This window comes from Dactylosporangium sp. NPDC048998 (assembly GCF_043197855.1).
GTDB lineage: Bacteria > Actinomycetota > Actinomycetes > Mycobacteriales > Micromonosporaceae > Dactylosporangium.
The window spans coordinates 23522-29521 of record NZ_JBICTV010000056.1 but is presented as its reverse complement, the minus strand read 5'-3'; the positions used below and the strand labels follow the sequence as shown (position 1 = coordinate 29521).

The 6000-nt window shown below is 68.2% G+C and carries 7 protein-coding genes; all 7 read right to left on the bottom strand.

What is annotated here, in order from left to right; translation table 11 throughout:
• Positions 1–232 precede the first annotated feature (232 nt).
• The 7 genes from ACGFI8_RS45725 to ACGFI8_RS45695 all read right to left on the bottom strand — a co-directional run bounded on the left by ACGFI8_RS45725 (position 233) and on the right by ACGFI8_RS45695 (position 5488).
• Positions 233–859, bottom strand: a complete 627-nt coding sequence (locus ACGFI8_RS45725; protein WP_392814821.1) for a hypothetical protein — start codon at positions 857–859, stop codon at positions 233–235.
• Between the two features lie 39 nt (positions 860–898).
• Positions 899–1327, bottom strand: coding sequence for a GntR family transcriptional regulator (locus ACGFI8_RS45720; protein ID WP_392814818.1), 429 nt, complete (start codon positions 1325–1327; stop codon positions 899–901).
• A gap of 654 nt (positions 1328–1981) precedes the next feature.
• Positions 1982–2515 (bottom strand): hypothetical protein, encoded by a 534-nt coding sequence (locus ACGFI8_RS45715; protein ID WP_392814816.1) that lies wholly within the window; start codon positions 2513–2515, stop codon positions 1982–1984.
• A 532-nt stretch (positions 2516–3047) separates the two neighbouring features.
• Positions 3048–3530, bottom strand: a complete 483-nt coding sequence (locus ACGFI8_RS45710; protein ID WP_392814813.1) for a hypothetical protein — start codon at positions 3528–3530, stop codon at positions 3048–3050.
• Between the two features lie 181 nt (positions 3531–3711).
• Complete coding sequence (locus ACGFI8_RS45705; protein WP_392814811.1) at positions 3712–4611, bottom strand: helix-turn-helix domain-containing protein; 900 nt, start codon at positions 4609–4611, stop codon at positions 3712–3714.
• Entirely contained in the window at positions 4592–5110 is a 519-nt protein-coding gene (locus ACGFI8_RS45700; RefSeq protein ID WP_392814808.1) for a DUF6879 family protein, read from the bottom strand. The genes ACGFI8_RS45705 and ACGFI8_RS45700 overlap by 20 nt, the downstream gene beginning before the upstream one ends.
• Positions 5111–5488 carry a hypothetical protein gene (locus ACGFI8_RS45695; protein WP_392814806.1) on the bottom strand — a complete coding sequence of 126 codons (378 nt, stop codon included), beginning with the start codon at positions 5486–5488 and terminating at the stop codon, positions 5111–5113.
• Between the last annotated feature and the right edge of the window lie 512 nt (positions 5489–6000).

The window sequence follows — 6000 nt, the reverse complement described above, 5'->3', positions numbered from 1 at the left end:
CGGGAACGCAGCGGCGCCGGCGTAGGCCTTGATCGGCATGCGCGGACGGTACCAGTCCAAGGTTCGGCGGAACTTCACCCTGCTGAACGGATCCGTTATTGGGGAACCGATCCGGTGGTCGCCGGCTGCGTCTGTTCAGCCTCCTGCTGCTGGGCCGACGGACGATCGCAGACGCCTGCGATATGCGGACTCGGCCCCTGCGGAAGATCGTTCGCAGTCCCTCGCCGGGCGCCTAGAACGGCCGGTCAGCGGCCCAGCGGTCCTTGAGGACGAGGTAGATGGCGCCGATCGAGCCGTCCTCCTCGAGGCCGGCCAGTTCCTGTACGATCCGGATGAATCCGTCCGGTACCGGCAGGGCGCACGCTCGGCGGAGCTGTTCCCGGGCGTGATCCGGGCCCTGGACCTGGGGCCCCAGCACGAGTTCCTGCTGGTCGGGCGCGGCGTCGGCCAGGAACCGGCCAAGTGTGTTGATCAGCCCCGAACGGGCGCCGAACGCGCCCGGCTCGATGCGGACCCGGTTGCCGTACAACTCGATTCTCATGTCCGGCGGCAGGTTCGTCCGGTAGTGCTGCCAGCACGCGGTGAGCTGGTCGAGCTGGGCCGGTGACGGGTCCGTGTTGCCGAACGTGGTGGGGAGCGGCTCGAACCGCAGCCCGTGCCAGTCGATGCCGCCGGTGCTGGTGTCGACCCGCTCCACCACGATCTCGGCGCCAGCTGCATGCCGGCGAGCCGCTGCCCGCGCCTCGGCCAGCCCGGCTTCATCGCCGCCGGCCTCGACAGTCAGCTGCTGCCCGGTGGACAGGAACACTGCCCAGACGCAGCCGTACCTGCGCTGGTACGTGACGGACATCGACTGCATGTGGCGCACTGTTCCACACCTTGCACAGACCGGCCAGTATCAGCGCTGCTCCGAATCGAGGGCCGGCGGGATCGCGAGGATGTGTTGATCCCCTCGGTAGAGCGCCGGTTCGGCGTCGCCAGCGCGCACCTCGAGTATCGCGACGCCGGGGCCGCAGCCGAGGGCGTCGGCCTCGGGCAGCGTGATGGGCCGGGCGGTGACGGTGGCGCCGGCGGGCAGTGGCACGGTGGTCCGCTGGGGGTACGGCCGGACGGTGGTGGCCCGGCCGCGTCGCTTAACGAGGAATCCCTCGGTGGTGAGGACCGCGAGCGCGTCGCGGATGGTGTCCCGGCTGCACCCGAACTGGTCGGCCAGCACGGCTTCACTGGGCAGCCGTGCCCCGGGTTGATGGGTGCCATCGAGCATCTGCTCGCGCAGGGTGGACGCGACGTCACGGAACCCGAACGGCCGCGCATTGATGGCGTGCATGGCCGCACCATACCGGATAAAGCCATGTGGGGAAATGGCCATAATAAATCACCACGCCCCCGGTGCTGCCGTCCGACGGGATCGACGTCCGTGGCGAGGCCGTAGTCCGGGACGGACAGCCCGCGAGGTCGGCAGCGGCGCCGGGCTCTCGTGGTGGCGGCCAGCAGTACGGACGACACGTCCGGTCCACCGTGTCGGCGCCCGGGGAGGTTGGGGGCCGTAGGCGAAACGGGGGCGGTGCCCCAGTAGGTCGAGCGGATCGACACGCCGCGACCCGCGTCGGCGGTTTACTAATCGCGGTTTGAGGTGTCCGGTGCCGTCCTCGACGACGGCATCGTAAGCGCCGAGGGCAACCCGATACCCCCCGCCTTACGCGCCCCGTTAGGCGGTGGGGGCGTACACCCCCAGTGCTCGAGTTCGCGGCGGGCACGGTGGGCAATCGGCGTTGCGTGCCTGACCGGCATCGGGGGCGACGGGTCGGCGCACCACTCTGGCGACCTCTCGGCGCGCTGCGCCAGATCGGGGCGGGGGTTGATGGCGCAGCGTGCGAGTTCGCAGGAGGCCCGGACCACGGGGTGCCCGGGCCGCCTACTCCCATCGTTGGCTCAGGCCATGGGCGGGCCGGTGATACTTCGTGCCAGTCGTGGGTGATGCTCAGCCGATCCCGGTCGCCTGCAGTGCGGTGGTCCAGTTGGTGCGGATCGCGTTGCGCGCCGCGGACAGGGTGATTTTGCCGCTGCAGACGGCGTTCTTCAGCTTCGTTTCGACGCCGTCCTTGGTGTAGGCGGTCTGGGTTCCGTAGTGCGGCTCGGGCCACAGGTTGCCCGGGTCGCGGGGTGCGCCGCCGAGTTCGAGGGGGACGAGGTGGTCTTCCTCGTAGTCGGACATGTTCGTGTCGGCGTAGCCGTAGTCGATGATGCCCTGTGCCTTGAGGGGGTTGGTGTAGGAGGTCGGGGGGCGGACGGTGGCAGTCCACCCAGACACGCAGATCGTGCTGTTGATGGTGGACTGGGTGACGTCGGGGTTGTAGCTGCCGGGGGTGCAGTGCGGGTCGGGCAGTGGCAGGTAGGACTGGGAGCAGGTGCTGGCGAGGGCGGTCCCGGGGGTGGCGCCGACGGCAACGCCGCTGAAGGCGAGGGCAATGGCGACGGTGGCTGCGGCTGCGACGGCGCGGTTGTGGATGCGCATGGAGGCTCCGGCTGGTTCGGCCCGGCGTGGGGTGCCGGGGGACGCGTCCATGACAGCAATTCGGCGGCTTACATGAATAGATGTATGGCGATGAATTCCGGGTGGCGGGACTGTTTCGTGTCGCTCCCACCGTCCGGCACGAGCACCCGCATCGGATCGTTGCTTTTCGTGCGGTCGGCGTCGGCCGCCGTCACAACTGCTCAGGTCGGCGTCCATCTGTTTGGCGCTGGAGCCCCGACGGATCGTCGAGTCGTCCCGGATTCGGCAGGCTCGGCCCTTCGTGCCTGCCCGAGCAGTTCGCCCAGCGCTCGCTAGAGCCACTCGGCATGGTCGATGGTCAGGCTGGCCCGGGCGCGCTCTGGGCGCCAGCGCGGAGCTGGTCGGACCGTCAGTACTGCGAACGGCGCGTGCGTGGACCGTCGTGCATCGGCCTGTATCGGCCCCCGCCACCGCGTGGCAGGTCGTCTGTCGGGGCCCGAAGGCCGATCCTGTTCGTCTCGTCGGTGCCGCAGCGTCCTCACCATTGCCGGCCTCACGACGGCGGCCGAGCGATGACGGCGAGCGTCAGCACGGTCGGAAACTCCTTGTCCATCTGCCCGAGGAGCAGGCACACGATGCGGTCGCCGTGTCGCCAGGCCGGGAACTGCTCGTCGCTGGTGAACATGGCGAGGTTATAGTCGAGCGTCGAGACGTCGGCGTCGTTCCCCGTCACCCGCTCGTATTCCGCCCGGAACGAGTGCAGCCGGGGCGGGCCCCACGCCGCCGTCAGCGCGGCGACGGCGCGCAGGCGCCGCTGCTCGAAGTCGTTCCAGACCTCCAGCCACAGCTCGCCGATCCGGCCGTCGTAGTCTGCGGGCGTTTCGTACAGGCTCTCGCTCATCGCGATCGGCGCGAAGTGGGCCTCCGGCCCGCTCTGCGCCAAGCCTATGAGCCAGTCGCTGCAGTCGGCCGGGCCCTCAGGGAACGGCCGCGCGAGCATCTCCTCCGCCAGGGCCACGAGGGCGTCATTGTCCACGCCCGGATGGTAGCGACCCCGCTGCGACCGAATCGCGGTACGCGACAGCCCGAACGGCCGCATCAGCTGCGGGTCGCGGCGACGCGCGGGGACCGTGAGGGTAAGCCTGCCGCACTTCCTGGTCGTCTCACTGTCCGGCGCGTACAGGTGCCGGGTCCGGGCCCGAGCGCCGGGCCAAGGTTCATCCCCGACGTGTGAGCCCGGGGTCCTGGTCGCCGAGCCAGCCGTTCGGGCCTGGTGAAGGGGGCATCGCGTCGGTGATCAGCGCCCGCGCTGCGGGCCCGTAGACCGCCGTTTGTTGCAGTTGCTCGAACTGTTTGCAGTACAGCCGTACCTCGCTGGGTTGGGTGATGTCGAGTTTGGCGGTGGGTGTCTCGACGCCGACCCGCGCGGTGTCGTAGATCCAGAAGCCCACGGTGGTCAGCGGCCGGTGTTCGGCGTCGAGGGGGATGACGCCAAGGCTGATGCGGGGTAGCGACATTACGGCCAGCAGCCGGTCGAGCTGTTCGGCCATGACGTGGGGTGAGCCGACCTGGTGTCGTAGCGCCTGTTCCTCGATCACCGCGACGAGCCGACGGTCGCCGCTGTAGAGGATCTGCTGGCGTTGCATGCGTGCGGCGACGGCCGATTCGACGTCGTTGGGTAATTGCAGAAAGTCGATGAAGTACTCCAGTACGGCCGCGGAGTACGCCGTGGTCTGGAACGGGCCGGGGATGGCGCTGTGCTCGTAGATGCGGAACAGTGTGGTGTTCTCGTAGAGCGGCACGGCGGCGAGCATCAGGTGGGTCATGCCGCTGCGGGCTCGCCGGCGCCATTCGACGTACATCGACTCGACGCCCCGCGCGGTTGCGAGCAGGTCAGCTGTCTGGTCGTCGGCGTCGCAGACACGGCACCAGGCGCGGATGTTGGCTTCGGATGGTGCTTGGCTGCCGTGTTCGATGCGGCTGACCTTGGTGTGGTGGCATCCGATGCGCTCGGCGAGGGCCCGGCCGGTGAGGCCCGCCTCGCGGCGTAGCTCACGCAGCCGGGCGCCGAGCGCTTCGCGGGCTTGCTGGGCCGGGCTACTGGGCGTGGTAGTCACGATCGGGGATGGCGAGGTCCCATACGGCGTCGAACGCCGAGCGGCACAGGCGGATGGCGTCCGGGTCGGTGGTGGCGAGCCGGTCGACGACCAGGCCGTTCCCGGCGAAGATCAGGAAGATGACCAGCTCGTCGTCGAACAACCAGAAGTCGTTGCCGGGCAGTGCGATCGTCGACACGCGCCGCCGCGGTACCCACCGGGTGTCTTCGCCGGCCTCGACGAACAGGTGGGTCAGTTCCCGCACCCACCGCTGGTAGTCGGACAGGGGTTCCGAGACGATGCGTGCCCGCCGGAACGTCTTGCCTGCCCGGGTCGCGGTTCGCACGGTGGCGAACCATGGTTCCAGCCACTCGGTGCCGCCGGGGTCGTCGGCGAGCCAGGCACGAAGGTGCGGTAGCTCCGCGGCGGTGCCGTAGGCGTCACGCATCTCCAGGTGGACGGCTTCGCGCTGGAATGAGGTGAACTGGTCGGTCAGGAACTCGTAGCTCGTGCTGTTCATTCAGCCTCCGACAAGCAGTGCGGCCATGGCGGATCGAGCGACTTCCACACACGTCTCATCGTCGGGCACATGCATCTGTCCGAGCGCTTCGGGGTCCAGCACGCGACGTCCACGGACGATGTACTGCCCGTCCTGCAGGACGTGGACGATCGGCGGCACGTGGTTGCCAACCTCGCCGTCCAGGCCGTCCTTGGCGAGGTGCTCGAGCAGCTTCGCGGGAACACGTACGAGTGTCTCGTCGTCGCCGACCGCGATCCCGGCCAGGACCGTCGGGTCGGTCACGATCCATCCCTGGACGACGTACGTTCCGCGGTCGGTTGCGTAGAGCGTCGGCGACTGGTCCGGCAAGGATTCCTTGCCGAGGAACGTCAAACGCATCGATTCTCTCCTTGTCAAGAAGTGTGCAGGATGTTGATTGCGGTGGCAATCTTGTATCGCAAATCGACAATCAGTCAAGTGAACCCGGCAAGGAATTTGCATGCACGCCGACCAGGACGTTTTGATCTGTGATCTTGTTTCGCTACAGGCGTGATTGCCGCTTCTTCGATCCCCTGCAACCTTCTGCAAACATGTTGATCGTCTTGCTCGAGCTGCCTTATTTTGACGCTGCCGCGCGTAACTCCGGCGGCAATTCCGCCTGCTCGGGCGGGAAGGAGCGAACCCGACCCAGATGCGGTGAGCGAAACACTTTTGAAGCTGCAAGGTCCGCCCCGTTGTCCCAAAGCAAGGAGACGCAGTGGTCACGACACAGATCGACAGAAGCGAACGATCCGACGACCTGCCTCGTCATCCGGTCTGGTGCGTCCGCCGGCCCCCAGCCTGCACGGGCCACCGCCACCGGTCAGTCGAACACCATGTTCCCGGCGACCCGATCTCGGGTGCCGCACTCA

Excerpts from the sequence above, each read along its gene's own strand:
- ACGFI8_RS45725 (WP_392814821.1), bottom strand. The coding sequence starts at position 859 with ATGCAGTCGATGTCCGTCACGTACCAGCGCAGGTACGGCTGCGTCTGG.
- ACGFI8_RS45720 (WP_392814818.1), bottom strand. The coding sequence starts at position 1,327 with ATGCACGCCATCAATGCGCGGCCGTTCGGGTTCCGTGACGTCGCGTCC.
- ACGFI8_RS45715 (WP_392814816.1), bottom strand. The coding sequence starts at position 2,515 with ATGCGCATCCACAACCGCGCCGTCGCAGCCGCAGCCACCGTCGCCATT.
- ACGFI8_RS45700 (WP_392814808.1), bottom strand. The coding sequence starts at position 5,110 with ATGAACAGCACGAGCTACGAGTTCCTGACCGACCAGTTCACCTCATTC.
- ACGFI8_RS45695 (WP_392814806.1), bottom strand. The coding sequence starts at position 5,488 with ATGCGTTTGACGTTCCTCGGCAAGGAATCCTTGCCGGACCAGTCGCCG.